Consider the following 14,623-nt stretch of genomic DNA (forward strand, 5'->3'; position numbering starts at 1 on the left):
GCCGGCTCAGCCCGCGAAGAACAGTGCCTCCGAGCCCACCGGGCGGTAGCCCGCCGCCTGGAAGGTGCGGACGCTGCGCGCGTTGCCCGGTGACTGCTGCGCCCACACCACGTCGCCGTCCGGGACGAGGTGGCGCGCCGCGCTCGCCAGGGCGCGGCCGAGGCCCCGGTGGCGTACGCCCTCCTCGACCTCGATCGACGTCTCCCAGCGGCCGGCGACGCCCCGGCCGAGTACCAGTACGCCGCCGCCCGTCGCCGACCACACCCGTACGTCGTCGCGGCGCTTGCGGGCGCGGGCGACGCGCGGGTGGTCGGGGTCGTCGATCTCGCGCAGCTCAAGGCGCGGATCGGGGTCGCCCGGCCGGGCGGTGGCGACGGTCAGCAGGTCGATGGTGTCCGTCGCGCGGCCCGTCCGGTCGAGGAAGGCGCTGTGGAAGCGCGCGCTCATGGTGGCCGCCAGCGGATCGCAGTCGAGCGAGGCGAGCGTGGCCCGCACCCACCGCGGGTCCTCGTCCGTGAAGACGACGGAGTGCGCGGTGAAGGCGATCACGCCCTCGTCGCGGTGGCCGGGCTGCGGCACGACGGTCGTGGTGCCGTCCGGTGGCGGGAAATCGCCGCGGGCCGCCGCGTCCAGGAGGGCTCCGAGCGCGGTGGAGTCTCTGGCCATGGGTGTACTCCTCGTGATCCGGGTGCCGTGCGGCCGATACCCTAACCCCCGTCAGTAGTGCACCAAGAAGGGGTGGATCCGGTGGCGGACATCGAGGAAGCGCGTAAGACGTTCGACCAGTTCGACGCGGACGGCGACGGCTTCGTCACGGCGGCCGAGTGGAAGAGCGCCATGGCCAAAATGGGGGACTTCTACGTGACCGAGACGGTGGCCGAGGCCGTCATCGGCACGAAGGACAGCGACGCGGACAAGCGGCTGTCGTTCGACGAGTTCTGGGCGAGCCTGAACAAGTAGACGGTGAGTCGATGAGGGGCCCGGCGCACACACGGTGCGCCGGGCCCCTTCTCGTACGCGTCACCGGTACGTGCGCACGCTCCAGCGGCCGTCCCTGCGCTCCAGGCGCACGGGGTGGTCGAAGCACTTGCTGATCCAGTCACTCGTCAGTACGTCGTCGACCGCGCCGGAGGCCAGCGCGCGGCCGTCGCGCAGGAGCAGCGCGTGGGTCGTACCTGCGGGCAGCTCCTCCAGGTGGTGCGTGACCAGGACCGTGGCGAGCTCCGGGTGCGCCTCGCGCAGGGTGTCCAGGCTGTCGAGGAGGCGTTCGCGTCCCGCCAGGTCCAGGCCGGTGGCCGGCTCGTCGAGCAGGACCAGGCGGGGGCTCGGCATCAGGGAGCGCGCGATCAGGGTGCGTCCGCGCTCGCCCTGGGACAGCGTCGGCCAGCGCGCGTCCTCGCGGTGGCCGAGGCCGAGCAGGGCGATCAGGCGGTCGGCCCGCTCCTCCTGTTCCGGCGTGGGGCGCCATCGCGGCACCGGCTCGGTGCTGTTGGTGAGACCGGTCAGGACGACGTCGCGCACCCGCAGCGGCGAGCGCAGCGGATGCCGCGGGTCGACATGACCGACGTACGCCCGCAGTTCGCGGAGGTCGACGGTGCCGAGGCGGCGGCCGAGCACCTCGACCGTGCCGCGGGTGGGGTGGGTGACGGCGCCGCAGAGGCCGAGCAGGGTCGACTTGCCCGCGCCGTTGGCGCCGAGCAGCGCCCAGTGCTCGCCGGGGCGGACGGTGAGGCCGACGTCCTCCAGGATGGGGCGCCCGTCCCTGACGACGGTGACGCCGTCGGCCCGCAGGACGGCGCCGGTGGGGGCGCTCCCGGCAGGGGCGCTCCGGGTGGGGACGGTTCCGGTGGGGGCGGTTCCGGTGTGTGGGGCCGCGGTCATCGGGGCGTGGCCTCCGCCCGGTTCACCGCGGCGAGTACGGCCTGCACGGAGGCGGTCAGGACGGAGGTGTCCAGTCCCGCGCCCCAGTGCTCGGCGCCCCCGACCCGGCAGCGCACGTACGCGGCGGCCTCGCTGGTGCCGCCCCTGCCCACCGCGTGCTCGGCGTAGTCGAGGATGTCGACGGTGATCCCCGCGGCGGCGAGGGCGTCGGCGAAGGCGGACAGCGGGCCGTTTCCCACGCCTTCGAAGTCGCCCGCCGCCCCGTCCCCGACCCGCAGGGTGCAGACGAAGCGGTGGGCGCCGTCGGCGGCCCGGTCCGTGGTCCAGGAGCACAGGGTTACCTCGCCGTCCGACCCGGGCGCCACGTACGCCGCGCGGAACAGCTCGTACAACTCCTTCGCCGTCGCCTCCTGCCCGCTGTCGTCGGTGGCCTCCTGCACCACGCGGGAGAAGTCGGGGCGCATGTCCTGGGGCAGGTCGATGCCGTGCCGCTCCCGCAGCAGATACGCCATGCCGCCCTTGCCGGACTGGGAGTTGACGCGGATCACGGCCTCGTAGGTGCGGCCGATGTCCGCGGGGTCGATCGGCAGGTACGGCACGTCCCACGGCGCCTCGCTCTCCGGCACGCCCAGCTCGGCCGCCCGGCGGGCGTGGTGCGCGAAGCCCTTGCTGATGGCGTCCTGGTGGGTGCCGGAGAACGCGGTGTGGGTGAGGTCGCCCGCGTAGGGGTGCCGGGGGTGCACGGGCAGGCGGTTGCAGTGCTCGACGACCTCGCGGACGGCGTCGATGTCGGAGAAGTCGACCATGGGATCGACGCCTTGTGCGTACAGGTTCAGGGCGAGCGTCACCAGGTCTACGTTGCCCGTCCGCTCGCCGTTGCCGAAGAGGCAGCCCTCGACGCGCTGGGCGCCGGCGAGGACGGCCAGCTCGGCGCAGGCGACGCCGGTGCCGCGGTCGTTGTGGGGGTGCACGGAGAGGATGACGGAACCGCGGCGGGCGAGGTGCCGGTGCATGTACTCGATCTGGTCCGCGTACACGTTCGGCGTCGCGATCTCCACCGTCGCCGGCAGGTTGTGCGTGACGGGCCGGTCGGGGCTCGCGTCCCACAGCTCGGTGAGGCCGTTGCAGACGTCGAGGACGTAGTCGGGCTCGGTCAGGTTGAACGTCTCCGGCGCGAACTGGAACCGGATGTCCGCCCCCGGCCGCGCGTCCGCCAGCCTCGCCATGTGCGCGGCGGCCTCCTCGACGACGCCGTACACCTCCTCCCGCGACCGGCCGAGCACGATGTCGCGCCAGGTCGGCGAGGTGGGGACGTAGAGGTGGACGACGGTGCGGGGCAGGCCCTCGATCGACTCGAAGGTACGGTCGATGAGCTCGCGCCTGGCGGGGGTGAACACGACGACGGTGACGTCATCGGGCAGCCCGCCATCGGCACTCAGCCGGGCCAGATGCCGCACGAACTCGAAGTCCGTCCTGCTGGCCGACGGATAACCGACCTCGATCTCCTTGAACCCCATCGAGACCAGCAGATCGAAGAACCGCCGCTTGCGCTCGGTGTCCATCGGCTCGGCGAGCGCCTGGTTCCCGTCGCGCAGATCAACGGGCACCCAGAGCGGGGCCCGCTCGATCCGGGCCCCCGGCCAACTCCTCCCCTCACCACCCGACCGCACGTCGACGCGGTCCTGGTAGGGGCGGTAGCGGCGGTACGGCATGGGGCCGGGGCGCTGGGGGTTCCAGTTGTACGTGGGGGGTGTGGCGGCGGGCGTTGTGGGGGGTGTTGCTGGGGGTGTTGTGGGGCGTGGGGTCACGGCGGGTGGCGTGGTCACGGGAGGGTCTGCTCCTCGGCTGCGGCTCCGGTCGGGAGACCGGCAGCACGGCAACCCGCGGCGGGGTGCCGGTCGGGTCAGGCCCCGCCGCGGCAGCCGAGAAGGAGGAGACCGCGGAAGATCATGGCGGTACAGTAACCACACCTCAGGTCCTCAGACAAGTACTCCTCAGACAAGTACCCCTCTGACGAGTACCCCTCTGACAAGTGCTCAGCGCCACCACCACTCCCCCGCCCCGAAAGGCCCCCGATGCCGCTCGACTCCGTACGCCCCAGCCCCCTCGTCGAGCAGGCCGCCGCGCGGCTGCGCGACCAGATCACCGGGGGCCAGTGGCCCGTCGGCACCAAGCTGCCCGGGGAGACGACGCTCGCCAAGGAGCTCGGAGTGGGGCGGTCCACCCTCCGCGAGGCTCTGCGCGCGCTCGCCGGAGCCGGGCTCGTGCGGGCGCGGCAAGGCGCGGGCGTCTTCGTCGTCGCCACGGAACCGGTGGCGGACTGGCCGGCCCGGCTGCGGCGGGCCGCCGTCACGGACATCTACGAGGTGCGGATGCTCGTCGAGGTACAGGCGGCCCGCCTCGCGGCGCTGCGGCGCACCGACGAGGACATCGCGGTGATGCGGGCCGCGCTCGACGGGCGCAGGGCGGCGGCCGCCGAGGACGACGCGGCGTTCGTGGACGCCGACATCGCGCTGCACGCCGCGGTCGTGGCGGCGGCACGGAACCCCGTGCTCACCGACCTGTTCGCCGAGTTCATGCCGGCCCTGCGGCAGGGCCTGATCGACCTGCTCGAACTGATCGACGTACGCGGTGAAGAGGCGAACCACGGCGACGCCGCGCACGCCGAACTGGTACGGGCCGTCGAGGCGAAGGACGCCGAGGGCGCGGCGCGCGTGGCGCAGGCCGAACTCCAGTCGACCCTGGCCCTGTTGAAGAACCGGGGCTGAGGGGCCGAGGCTGCGTCGGGCCCGCGGGCCTGAACTCGCGGGCCTGAACCGGCGGTCATTCGCCGGCCGTCGGATTCCTCAGGACTTCGATCACGCTCGCGTAGCTGTCGGAGCCGTGGCCCGCGGCCCGGGCACGTTCCATGGTGGCCTTGAGGAGTTCGGGCAGGGCGTTGTCGATGCCGCGGGCCGCCGCGGCGTGGAGGAGATGGTCGATGGCCGCGATCTGTACGTCGATGGTGGCGTCGTCGCCCGGGTAGTGGCCGGCGTCCACCTGAGGCGCGTAGGTGGTCAGGAAACCGGCCACGGTGCTCAGCCAGCGGATCGCGACGGAGGTGAAGGCCGTGGCCTCCGTCTTCTCCGCGCCGACCAGTGCGGTGCCGTGCAGCCAGCCCGTCATGGTGGACCACATCACGCCGAGCAGGGCGGCGTCGTAGAGGGAGGCCAGGCCCGGGTCGGCGCCAAGGTGCAGAGGGTCGCCCAAGGACGCCAGCGTCGGACGATGGGCTTCGAAGACGGTCGGTGAACCGCTGTAGAGGAACATCATCTCGGGGCTGCCGACCCCCGGCGGAGTGGTCATGATCGCGCCGTCGAGGTAGTCGGCGGCGTGCGAGCGGGCCCATGCGTCGGCCTCGTGAGCCTGCTCCGGGGAACTGGAGGTGAGGTTGACCAGAGCCTTGCCCGCCAGGGAGCCCGCGGCGGGGTCGAGGGTGACGTGCAGCGCTTCGTGGTCCAGTACGCACACGATGACCAGCGGGCTCGCCGCGATCGCCTCCTCGGGTGTCGCGGCCCGCCGGGCTCCTCGGTCGACCAGCGGCTGCGCCTTGTGCGCCGAACGGTTCCACACGGTGGTCGGGTGACCCCGCTCCAGCAATACGGTGGCCAGCGCCGAGCCCATCGAGCCCAATCCGATGACGGTCACGGCCGAACGATCGAAACCCATGCCTCAACTCCCTTTGTGTGCGCACGTGTCGGTTGATCACGTACGGACACGATCGCAGCGTGCGGTGGCCGGGAACCAGTGACACCGATGACGGCGATCACCAAATTCCTGCCACACTCCTGCCATACGCTGTGCGGCATGAGTGCTGGTTCTGTCGCCGTGGTCGTGACCGAGGAGATCGAGTTCCCCTCGTGGGACCTGTACGAGTTGAGCATCCCCTGCACCGTCTTCGGGAAGCCGCAGCCCGACCTGGCCGACCCCTGGTACGACATGCGGCTGTGCAGTACGCGGGAGCCCCTTCGGGACGGTGCCGCGGACGGAACGGGACTGTCGCTGCGGACCCGCCACGGGCTCGACGATCTCGTCGGCGCGGACACGGTCATCGTGCCCTCGGTACCCGACCCCTGCGTCGACGACGGCGAACCGCTGCCGCAAGAGCTGGTCACGGCCCTGCGCCACGCCCACGAAGCGGGCGCCCGCATGGTCTCCCTGTGCACCGGCGCCTTCGCGCTCGCCGAGGCGGGGCTGCTCGACGGCCGCCGCGCCACCGCCCACTGGATGCACACCGCCCAACTGGCCGCGCGCTACCCGAAGGTTCAAGTCGACGACTCGGTGCTGTACGTGGACGACGGTGACGTGCTCACCAGCGCCGGCCTGACCGCCGGACTCGACCTCTGCCTCCATCTGGTACGCCGCGACCTTGGCCCGCATGTCGCCAACCAGCTGGCCCGCCGCATGGTCGTGCCCGCTCACCGCCCCGGTGGCCAGGCGCAGTTCATCGACCTGCCGATGCCCGCCACCGACGACAGGGGCCTGGGGCCCGTACTGGACTGGGCCCGGGCGCACCTCGACCAACCGCTGACCGTCGAGGACCTGGCGCGGCGGGCCGCGATGAGCCCGCGCACGCTCTACCGGCGACTCCAGGCGGCCACCGGGGCGACTCCGCTGCAATGGCTCCTCAACCAGCGTCTGCGACTGGCCCAGAGCCTGCTGGAATCGACGGAACTGCCGGTCGCCAGAATCGGGGAACTGAGCGGCCTCGGCACGGCGAACAACCTCCGCCACCACTTCCTCAAACAGATCGGGGTAACGCCGAGCGACTACCGACGGGCCTTCCCCCGGGCGTAGCGGACCACGGCACCGGTCCGGTCCTACTCGGGCCCCGTCCCCTCCGCCCCCTCGCCGAAGAACCGCGCGGACGCGTTGACGTGCGCCATCCGACGCAACGCGCTGAACACCGCCTCGCCCAGCACCGTGCCGATGACGACGCTCTCCACGAGGTCCTCGACCGCGCCCCGGCCGCCGACGTACGTGAGGTCCGCGCGGGCGACGAGTTCGGCGGCGTCGGCGTACTCGTCGAGCAGTTCCACGAACGCCCCGTGCCCGACGCGGTCCATCGCGGCCAGGGCCCGCGACAGGTCTTCGGCAGCGGAGTTGGACTCGTGCGTGCGCCAGCCGCGCCGCGCGATGAACTGCTCGACGACGGCACCGGCGGCCTCGGCCTCCGCGTCGTCGTCGGCGGCGGCCACGCCCTGCGTGCCGAGCCGGTCCGCCGCCTCGCCAAGCACCTTGTGCAGCGGGCGTTCCGGGTCGTCGACGGCCCCCAGCACCTCCGCGATCGCGGCCACCTTCAGCCCGCCCACCTCAAGGAGCGCGCGGATCAGCCGAAGCCTGCGCTCGTGCGCCTCGTCGTAGTGCGCCTGATTGGGGCGGGACAGTTCGCCCGCGGGGAGCAGTCCCTCGCGGACGTAGTACTTGATGGTCGGCACCGGAACGCCGGTCCTGCGGCTCAACTCGCCTATGCGCACAGCTCGTTCTCGCTCCTCTTCGCCCCTCTGCGGCGGACTCCCTTGCCAACCCCAGGTCCATCATAGATAGTTGCGCTATCGGATAGCGGATAGCGTCGCTATCCGTTATCCACGGCCCGCCACGGCTGTCCACACCTGTCCGTCTTCTGGGGGAACCCATGTCCTTATGGCGCTCATGGCACCGCCCGCTCGTCCTCTTCTCCGCGGCCATGGCCGCCATCGCCGCCGTCTCCGCTGTGGGACTCCTGGTCGACGACCGGGTCCTGGTGGGCGCGCCGATCTGGGCCAAGCCCTTCAAGTTCGCGGTCTCATTCATCGCGTACGGGCTCTCGCTCGCCTGGATGCTGTCGATACTCGACCGCGAGCGGCGCGCGAGACGGCGTACCGCATGGTGGGTCGGCACGGTGGTCGCCGCCGCGAGCCTCGTCGAGATGCTGATCATCACCGGTCAGGTGATCCGCGGGAAGCGCAGCCACTTCAACCACCAGACGCCGTTCGACGAGGCGCTGTTCGACGCGATGGCCGTCACCGTGGTCATCCTCTGGCTCGGCACCGTCGCCATCGCCGTCCTGCTGCTGCGCGCCCGGCTCGCCGACCGGGCCTCGGCCTGGGCGATGCGCTGCGGGATCGTCATCGCCCTGGCGGGGGCGGCCATCGGCTTCCTGATGACGCAGCCGGCCCCCGGCCAGCGACGCGGCGAGTCACCGGTGGTCGGCGCGCACAGCGTGGGCGTCGCGGACGGCGGCCCCTCGATGCCGCTGACCGGCTGGTCGACGACCGGCGGCGACCTGCGGATACCGCACTTCTTCGGCATGCACGCCCTGCAACTGCTGCCGCTCCTGGTCATGGCGCTGATGGCGCTCGCGCCACGCTTCGCCCGCCTCGCCGACCCGCGGACACGGCTCCGCCTGGTACTGGCCGGCTCGGCCACGTACGCGGCCGTCTTCGCCCTGCTCACCTGGCAGGCCCTGCGCGGCCAGCCGCTGCTCCACCCGGACGGCGTGACGCTCAGGGTCTCCGCCCTGATCACCCTCGCCGCGGCCACGGGCGTCTGCGCCGCCTTGCGCACTCCCCGCACTGCCCGCCCACCACACATCCCCCGTACGCCACCGACACCTACGGCACTGACACCTACGCCGCAGCCACCGACCCCGACCCCGACCCCGACCCCGACCCACAAGAACCCGGAAGCCGAGGTCGTGGCATGACCGGCACCCTCTTCGAGCTGTCCTTCTACCTCGTCGCCCCCGTCTGGCTCCTGCTGATCCTCGCCCCCGGATGGGGCCCGACCGCCCGGGTGGCCGCTTCGCCGCTGACCGTCGTCCCCGTCCTCGTCGTCTACCTCGTGATGGCGCTGCCCGTCCTCCCCGAGCTGTGGGCGGCGGTGAGCGGCCCCGACATCGACGCGTTCCGGGAGCTGACGGCGCGCGCCAACGGGGCGGGCGCCATCTGGGCGCAGGTCATCGCATGGGATCTGCTGCTCGGTCAGTGGATGTACCGGGAGGGACGGCGGCTGGGCATCCACCCGCTGGGCATGGGCCCGCTCCTAGTTCTCACGATCCCCCTCTCCCCCATCGGCCTGCTGCTCTTCTTGCCGCTGCGGGCGAGCCTCACCCGACGGCGCGGGGAATTGAGTACGGTCCGAGCGGAATACCGGAGTTGAAGCGGAGGTTACCTCCGTTACAAGCAGCGTGGATCTCGGGAAGGGCAGTCATGAAGATCGGCATCATCGGCGCGGGCAACATCGGCGGCAACCTCACTCGGCGGCTCACCGCCATCGGGCACGACGTGTCCGTCGCGAACTCCCGTGGTCCGCACACCCTGACCGCCCTCGCCGAGGAGACCGGCGCCACGCCCGTCCCCGTCGAGGAGGCCGCGAAGGGCGCGCAGGTCGTCGTCGTGACGGTGCCGCTCAAGGCCGTGCCCGACCTGCCCGCGGGCTTCCTCGACGGCGCGGCCGAGGGCTTCGCGGTCATCGACACCGGCAACTACTACCCGCAGCAGCGCGACGGCAGGATCGCCGAGATCGAGGACGGCCTCACCGAGAGCCGCTGGACGGAGCGGCAGATCGGCCACCCCGTCATCAAGGCGTTCAACGGCACGTACGCGCAGGACATCCTCGACAAGCCGCGGCCCCGGGGAGCCGCGGACCGCGTGGCCCTGCCGGTCTCCGGTGACGACGAGGCGGCCAAGAAGGTCGTACGGGACCTGATCGACGAGCTCGGCTTCGACACCGTCGACAACGGCGGCCAGGACGAGTCGTGGCGCCAGCAGCCCGGCACCCCCGTCTACGGCAACGCGAGCGGCGTCGACAAGATCCGCGAGGCCCTGGCGGCGGCGTCACCGGAGCGCACGGCCGAGTGGCGCGCCTGACACCGTGAGCGGAGGGAATCAGGGCTTCGCCCACTCCCGCAGCGCGTCCTCGCTCTCGAAGTCCGCGACGTTCTTGTCCAGGGGCGAGGACGTGTACTGGTGGATCACCCACTTCGCCTGGATGCGCGGCTTGCCCGCGCGCACGTAGTCGGCGATCCACAGTCCGTCGCCCGCGTAGGACGTCACGTCGCGGTTGAGCCAGAAATCGCGGTTCGTGTACAGCAGGACCCGGTGCGAGGGGCGCAGCCGCTTCACCTCCTTGATGAAGCGGTCCTTCTCCTTGTTGGACGCCACCGAGCGGTCCCCGGTGTACTCCCAGTCCACCGCGAGCAGGTCGCCGGACTTCTCCGGCGCCTTGCGCACGAAGTACTCGGCCTGGGCCGTGATGTTCCCCGGCCAGAGGAAGTGGTAGAAGCCGACCACGCAGCCGGCCTCGCGGGCCCGCTTCACCTGGGAGGTCATTCGCGGGTTGACGTACGAACGGCCTTCCGTCGCCTTTATGATCACGAAGGAGAGGCCGTCCGTGTCGAAGGACGACTGGTGAGAGCTGACATCGATGCCACGCAGCATGGCGGCCTCCGGGGAGCTGGGGGGGGGCGGAGCGGTGGGGGGGAACGGCAGCGTTCCAGCTGCCAGAATTTCCTGAACTGCCCCTTTGGTGCCCGGTGTTGATATAGCTCAACCGTCAACTGTCCATGGCTCACGCGTCACCTCAGCGGAAGACCCCCGTGTGTCCGAGCGAGTAGCGGCCCGGCTGGGGGTAGACGGCGAGGCCGTGCGGGCCGCTGCCGACGGGGATGCGGGCCACCTGGGCGCCGGTGCGGGTGTCGATGGCGTACACCTCGGAGTCGTACCGTCCCGAAAGCCACAGCGTCTTGCCGTCGGCCGAGACGCCGCCCATGTCGGGGCTGCCGCCCTGCGGGAGCTTCCACTTCTTGGTGAGCTTGTTCTTCGGGAAGTCGAAGACGGAGATGGTGCCCTCGCCGCGGTTGGAGATGTACATCTCCTTGGAGTCGCGGCTGACGTACAGGCCGTGGCAGCCCTTGCCGGTGCGCAGCAGCTTCGGCGTCGAGAACTTCTTGCCGTCGAGGACCCACATGCCGTGCGCCATCATGTCGGCGATGTAGAAGGTCTTGCCGTCCGGTGACAGCTTCACGTCCTGCGGCATGGCGCCCTTGAGGGGGATCTTCTGCTGGCCGACGACCTTCATCTTCTCCGTGTCGACCTTGAGGAGTTCCCCGGAGAACTCGCAGGACACGATGAAGTAGCGGCCGTCCATCGAGAAGTCGGCGTGGTTGACGCCCGCGCAGGTCACGGGGACGGTCTTGACGCGGTCCATGGTCCTGGGATCGCGGAAGACGAGTTCGCGGTCCATGGAGGCCATGACGACGGCGTGTTTACCGTTCGGCGTGAAGTAGAGGTTGTACGGGTCGGAGACCTCGACCGTCCGGCCGGTCTTTCCGGTGACGGGGTCGATGGCGGTGAGGCTGTCCCCGAGGTCGTTGTTGACCCAGAGGGTCTTCATGTCCCAGGAGGGGACGACGTGCTGGGGCTGGTTGCCGACCTTGATGGTCTCGATGACCTTGAACTTCTTCGGGTCGATGACCGACACGGTGTTGGAGTTGGTGTTGGGTACGTAGACCCGGGACAGGAACTTCTTCGCCACGGGCTGGAGGGCGTTCGGCCGGTCGGCGGCGTAGACGTCCTTGGGGTCGAGTACCGGCGGCATGCCGGGCAGGCCGGGGGACGCCTTCGGCTTGGCGGGCTTGCGGGCGCCCTCGGTGCCGAGGGCCTCGTCCGCCCGGCCCCCGGAGCCGCCGCAGCCGGCGAGGGCGGCGAGCACGGCACCGGCGGCGAACGCGGCCGCGGCGCGCCTGGTCAGGCCGAGTCGCGTACGGGGCCGTCCGGTACGAGGCAGTCCGGTACGGGGCAGCGGCAGTCCGGTACGGGGCAGTTCCGTACGGGCCAGTCGTTGATGGGGCAGTCTTCTACGGGACATCAGGTCAGCAGCTCCGTGGTCGTCACCGCGCGCAGGCCGCGGCGTTCCAGTTCTTGCAGGACGGCGGGGAGCGCGGCGACCGTGTCCGCGTACCCGAAGTGCAGGCTCACCACGGAGCCCGCGCGGACTCCGGCGGCGATGTTCCGCGTGACGGCCGGGGCGCCGGGCGAGGTGAAGTCGAGGGAGTCGACGTCGTACGAGAGGACGTGCGGGTAGCCGGCGCGGCGGGCGAGGCGTTCGACGAGCGGAGAGGCCTTCTCGGCGCGTGAGGGGCGGAACCAGGTGCCGATGGAGCCGGTGAGGCGCCGCAGGCGGTCCGCGCAGCCGGTGATCTCGGCGTAGGCCTCGGCTTCGGGCATGCCGTTGATGTCGAGGTGCCGGAGGGTGTGGTTGCCCAGGTCGTGGCCGCCGTCGAGGATGCGGCGGGCCAGCGTGGGGTGCTCGTCGAGCCAGCCGCCGACCGCGAGCACGGTGACCTTGGCCCCCGCCTTCTCCGCCTCGCCGAGCAGCGCCTTCGCCGTGGCGGGGTCGCCCTGGCCGTGGAAGGTCAGCGCGACCTGGCGCCGGCCGCGCGGCCCGTGGGCGATCTGCGCGGGCAGGCCCGGGAACCGGCGGGGCGCGGGGCCCGGCCCGGGGGCCTTGGACGCGGGCGGCCGGTCACGCCCACCCGCGCCACGCGCCGCGTCACCGCGCTCACCAACGCCCTCGTCACGGCCCTTGCCGTCGCGCGCGCACCCGGCGGCAAGCCCACCGCCGAGCACCGCCCCCGCACAGGCGGCACCCAGGCCGCCGCCGCCGACCCGCAGAACCTCCCGCCGCCCGCGGCCGGCTCGACCATCCGAAGAACCCGCCCCGCCGCCCGGGTCCTCGCCCTGCGTCACATGATCCGTCACGTCGGCCATTTAATCCGGCAATATGGCAAATCATGCCGATTGACCCGGTTAGGGCATGCCGCACCGCACGTGATACGCCCCCAGCGTCCCTCCAGCACCCCTGCCCAAGCCTTGCTTATCGCCTGTGACAGCTCCCGCTCAACCCGCGTTTACCAGGCAGGTGTCCCATCTCACCAAGGATTCACCTCTAAACTGTTAGGGTATGCACGGCTATGCCCGGTTATGAGCTTTTGGTTCGCCGGGTCCCGTCTGTCATAGTCGGGGACACGACCCCCATTGACCCGGGCCAGGTCGTCGTCAGCCGCCGTGGAACACACCCCCTTCGTCCGCGGCGCTTCACGAAAGCCCCCGAAGAGCCGGACCACGGCCGCAGGGGGCTTTCGCGTATGGACTCAGCGGTCGGAGACCCGCATCTCGAACCAGGTCGTCTTGCCGCGCGGCAGCAGATCGACGCCCCACCGGTCGGAGAGCTTGTCCACCAGGAAGAGCCCGCGGCCGCTCAGGTCCATCTCATGGACCGGCATCAGGCAGGGCAGGCCACGGGAGGGGTCGCGGACCTCGACGCGGATCCAGCCGCGCCGCCGCTCCATCCGCAGCCCGAAGACGCGGGCCCCGGTGTGCCGCACGGCGTTGCCGACGAGTTCGGAGACGAGGAGGACGACGTCCTCGGTGAGCTTGGGGGTGAGGCCCCAGTGGCGCAGGACGACGACCTGGGCGAGGCGGCGCGCGATGGCGGCGGACTCCGGGCGTGACGGAAGCGGCACCTCCGCGTCCGTCGGGTTACCGAACAACTCCAGCGCCTTCAGCGCGTGTTCGTCCTCCACCGCCGGCGACCAGCGCGCCGTGGTCGCACTGGTGTGCCGCCGCGGTCGTTCGTATCCCTCCAGCCCCGCCATGTCGTCCATCATGGCCGCCCAGCGCGCTCTCCGGGGCCGTTCCGACGGAATAGAACCCCCGGAATCGCTCATTCCGGGAGGCGGGGAAGGCATATGCCAGCGGCAGCTCAGGGCCCCGCAAAGGGGCCCTGAGCTGCGACGACGTGCCGCCTACGGCTGATCGCGGACCGCACTGGAGGAGGGATGGCCGAGTTTCCGTCAGGCCGTGCACAACCGCCCCTTCGGGGGATCGGTTGGCCGATATCTCATCGCACGGTGCTCAACACGCGGAAGCCGTACGGAAGTTCAGAGGAACTTCGCCTTGCCCGGGCCCTCCTCCACGAAGCTCCGCATGCCCCGTTCCCGGTCCTCGGTGGCGAACAGACCCGCGAACCACGTGCGTTCGAGCGCCAGGCCGGTGTCGAGATCCGTCTCCAGGCCCGCGTCGATGGACTCCTTGGCGGCGCGCAGCGCGATGGCGGGGCCCTGCGCGAGCCGCGCGGCCCACGCGTGCGCCTGCTCGTACACCTCGGCGGCGGGCACCACGCGGTCCACCAGGCCGATGGCGAGCGCCTCAGGCGCCTTCACCTGGCGGCCGGTGAAGATGAGGTCCTTGGCCTTGGACGGGCCGACCAGGCGTGCCAGGCGCTGGGTGCCGCCGGCGCCGGGGATGAGGCCGAGCAGGATCTCCGGCTGGCCGAGCTTGGCGTTGTCCGCGGCGATGCGGAAGTCCGCGCAGAGCGCGAGCTCGCAGCCGCCGCCCAGGGCGTAGCCGTTGACGGCGGCGACGACGGGCTTGGGGATGCGGGCCACGGCGGTGAAGGACTCCTGCAGGGCGCCGGAGCGGGCGATCATGCCCGCGTGGTCCATGTCCTGCATCTCCTTGATGTCCGCGCCGGCGGCGAACACCTTCTCGCCGCCGTGGATCACCACGGCACGTACGTCGTCGCGGCGCGTGGCCTCGGCGGCGAGTTCCTTGATGCGGTCCTGGGTGGCGATGTCCAGGGCGTTCATGGGCGGGCGGTCGAGCCGGATGGTGCCGACGCCTTCGGCGACTTCGAGGGTTGCAGTCATGCACCGCACGTT

General features: G+C 71.4%; 16 protein-coding genes. 6 read left to right on the forward strand and 10 right to left on the reverse strand.

Features of this window, described 5'->3' with window-relative positions; all coding sequences use genetic code 11:
• Positions 1-6: 6 nt before the first annotated feature.
• On the reverse strand, positions 7-666 hold the full coding sequence (locus ACZ6JY_RS27350; protein ID WP_469199839.1) for a GNAT family protein: 660 nt from the start codon (positions 664-666) through the stop codon (positions 7-9).
• Positions 667-747: 81 nt separating this feature from the next.
• On the opposite strand from ACZ6JY_RS27350, the gene ACZ6JY_RS27355 reads away from it, so the two are divergent.
• Positions 748-960 (forward strand): EF-hand domain-containing protein, encoded by a 213-nt coding sequence (locus ACZ6JY_RS27355; protein WP_469199841.1) that lies wholly within the window; start codon positions 748-750, stop codon positions 958-960.
• A gap of 60 nt (positions 961-1,020) precedes the next feature.
• Here the strand turns inward: ACZ6JY_RS27355 and ACZ6JY_RS27360 are convergent, their stop codons facing one another.
• The gene (locus ACZ6JY_RS27360; protein ID WP_469199843.1) at positions 1,021-1,881 is read right to left on the reverse strand and encodes an ABC transporter ATP-binding protein; all 861 of its coding nucleotides are present in this window, start codon (positions 1,879-1,881) and stop codon (positions 1,021-1,023) included.
• Positions 1,878-3,593 carry a 2-isopropylmalate synthase gene (gene leuA / locus ACZ6JY_RS27365; protein ID WP_469200120.1) on the reverse strand — a complete coding sequence of 572 codons (1,716 nt, stop codon included), beginning with the start codon at positions 3,591-3,593 and terminating at the stop codon, positions 1,878-1,880. Before leuA ends, ACZ6JY_RS27360 begins: the two co-directional genes overlap by 4 nt.
• A gap of 363 nt (positions 3,594-3,956) precedes the next feature.
• Here leuA and ACZ6JY_RS27370 point away from each other — a divergent pair, with 363 nt between their 5' ends.
• Complete coding sequence (locus tag ACZ6JY_RS27370; protein WP_469199845.1) at positions 3,957-4,649, forward strand: FadR/GntR family transcriptional regulator; 693 nt, start codon at positions 3,957-3,959, stop codon at positions 4,647-4,649.
• 55 nt (positions 4,650-4,704) lie between these two features.
• Here ACZ6JY_RS27370 and ACZ6JY_RS27375 read toward each other — a convergent pair whose 3' ends face one another.
• Positions 4,705-5,589 (reverse strand): NAD(P)-dependent oxidoreductase, encoded by an 885-nt coding sequence (locus tag ACZ6JY_RS27375; protein WP_469199847.1) that lies wholly within the window; start codon positions 5,587-5,589, stop codon positions 4,705-4,707.
• A 159-nt stretch (positions 5,590-5,748) separates the two neighbouring features.
• Here ACZ6JY_RS27375 and ACZ6JY_RS27380 point away from each other — a divergent pair, with 159 nt between their 5' ends.
• Positions 5,749-6,717, forward strand: a complete 969-nt coding sequence (locus ACZ6JY_RS27380) for a GlxA family transcriptional regulator (protein ID WP_469200122.1) — start codon at positions 5,749-5,751, stop codon at positions 6,715-6,717.
• A 23-nt stretch (positions 6,718-6,740) separates the two neighbouring features.
• Here the strand turns inward: ACZ6JY_RS27380 and ACZ6JY_RS27385 are convergent, their stop codons facing one another.
• Positions 6,741-7,397, reverse strand: a complete 657-nt coding sequence (locus ACZ6JY_RS27385; RefSeq protein WP_469199849.1) for a MerR family transcriptional regulator — start codon at positions 7,395-7,397, stop codon at positions 6,741-6,743.
• A 158-nt stretch (positions 7,398-7,555) separates the two neighbouring features.
• Here ACZ6JY_RS27385 and ACZ6JY_RS27390 point away from each other — a divergent pair, with 158 nt between their 5' ends.
• From ACZ6JY_RS27390 to ACZ6JY_RS27400, 3 genes are read left to right on the forward strand one after another with little or no spacing between them, the layout of a single operon-like run.
• Positions 7,556-8,605, forward strand: a complete 1,050-nt coding sequence (locus ACZ6JY_RS27390) for a hypothetical protein (RefSeq protein ID WP_469199851.1) — start codon at positions 7,556-7,558, stop codon at positions 8,603-8,605.
• Positions 8,602-9,060: an ABA4-like family protein gene (locus ACZ6JY_RS27395; RefSeq protein ID WP_469199853.1), complete on the forward strand. Its 459-nt coding sequence runs from the start codon at positions 8,602-8,604 to the stop codon at positions 9,058-9,060. Before ACZ6JY_RS27390 ends, ACZ6JY_RS27395 begins: the two co-directional genes overlap by 4 nt.
• A gap of 50 nt (positions 9,061-9,110) precedes the next feature.
• A complete protein-coding gene (locus ACZ6JY_RS27400; RefSeq protein WP_469199855.1) occupies positions 9,111-9,770 on the forward strand; it encodes an NADPH-dependent F420 reductase in 660 nt (219 codons plus the stop codon).
• Positions 9,771-9,788: 18 nt separating this feature from the next.
• Here the strand turns inward: ACZ6JY_RS27400 and ACZ6JY_RS27405 are convergent, their stop codons facing one another.
• From ACZ6JY_RS27405 to ACZ6JY_RS27425, 5 genes are all read right to left on the reverse strand, one after another.
• Positions 9,789-10,340: a glycoside hydrolase family 25 protein gene (locus ACZ6JY_RS27405; protein ID WP_469199857.1), complete on the reverse strand. Its 552-nt coding sequence runs from the start codon at positions 10,338-10,340 to the stop codon at positions 9,789-9,791.
• 142 nt (positions 10,341-10,482) lie between these two features.
• Positions 10,483-11,769: a YncE family protein gene (locus ACZ6JY_RS27410; protein ID WP_469199859.1), complete on the reverse strand. Its 1,287-nt coding sequence runs from the start codon at positions 11,767-11,769 to the stop codon at positions 10,483-10,485.
• Positions 11,769-12,575, reverse strand: coding sequence for a polysaccharide deacetylase family protein (locus ACZ6JY_RS27415; RefSeq protein WP_469200124.1), 807 nt, complete (start codon positions 12,573-12,575; stop codon positions 11,769-11,771). Before ACZ6JY_RS27415 ends, ACZ6JY_RS27410 begins: the two co-directional genes overlap by 1 nt.
• 479 nt (positions 12,576-13,054) lie before the next feature.
• Positions 13,055-13,558, reverse strand: a complete 504-nt coding sequence (locus ACZ6JY_RS27420; RefSeq protein ID WP_469199861.1) for an ATP-binding protein — start codon at positions 13,556-13,558, stop codon at positions 13,055-13,057.
• A 285-nt stretch (positions 13,559-13,843) separates the two neighbouring features.
• Positions 13,844-14,611, reverse strand: coding sequence for an enoyl-CoA hydratase/isomerase family protein (locus ACZ6JY_RS27425; protein WP_469199863.1), 768 nt, complete (start codon positions 14,609-14,611; stop codon positions 13,844-13,846).
• Positions 14,612-14,623: the final 12 nt, after the last annotated feature.

This window comes from Streptomyces sp. NPDC046335 (assembly GCF_055587985.1).